The organism is Bacillus sp. SIMBA_008 (genome assembly GCF_046535495.1).
GTDB classification, from domain to species: Bacteria; Bacillota; Bacilli; order Bacillales; family Bacillaceae; genus Bacillus; species Bacillus subtilis.
Window position 1 is genome coordinate 1 of sequence record NZ_JAWRWL010000561.1, and the last position, 267, is coordinate 267.

General features: G+C 38.2%; 1 protein-coding gene. It reads right to left on the reverse strand.

Annotation, left to right across the window (positions count from 1 at the left end; translation table 11 throughout):
* Positions 1–267 (reverse strand): homocitrate synthase/isopropylmalate synthase family protein (locus SB658_RS24440; RefSeq protein WP_486308214.1); only part of this gene is annotated, 267 nt, incomplete at both ends.

Consider the following 267-nt stretch of genomic DNA (forward strand, 5'->3'; position numbering starts at 1 on the left):
CGCTTCAAACACCGCATCTCGTTCTTCCTTTGTAAATTCATAGCCAAGCTCTTTCATTTTTTCTGTAAACGCGTGACGTCCAGAATGTTTTCCAAGTACGAATAGATTTTGAGATTCGCCTATTAGCGCTGGTTCAATAATTTCATATGTTGTCACTTCATTTAAAACACCATCTTGATGAATTCCCGATTCATGAGCAAATGCATTCGCTCCAACGATCGCTTTATTTTTCGGTACAACCATACCTGTTAATCTGCTTACTAATGT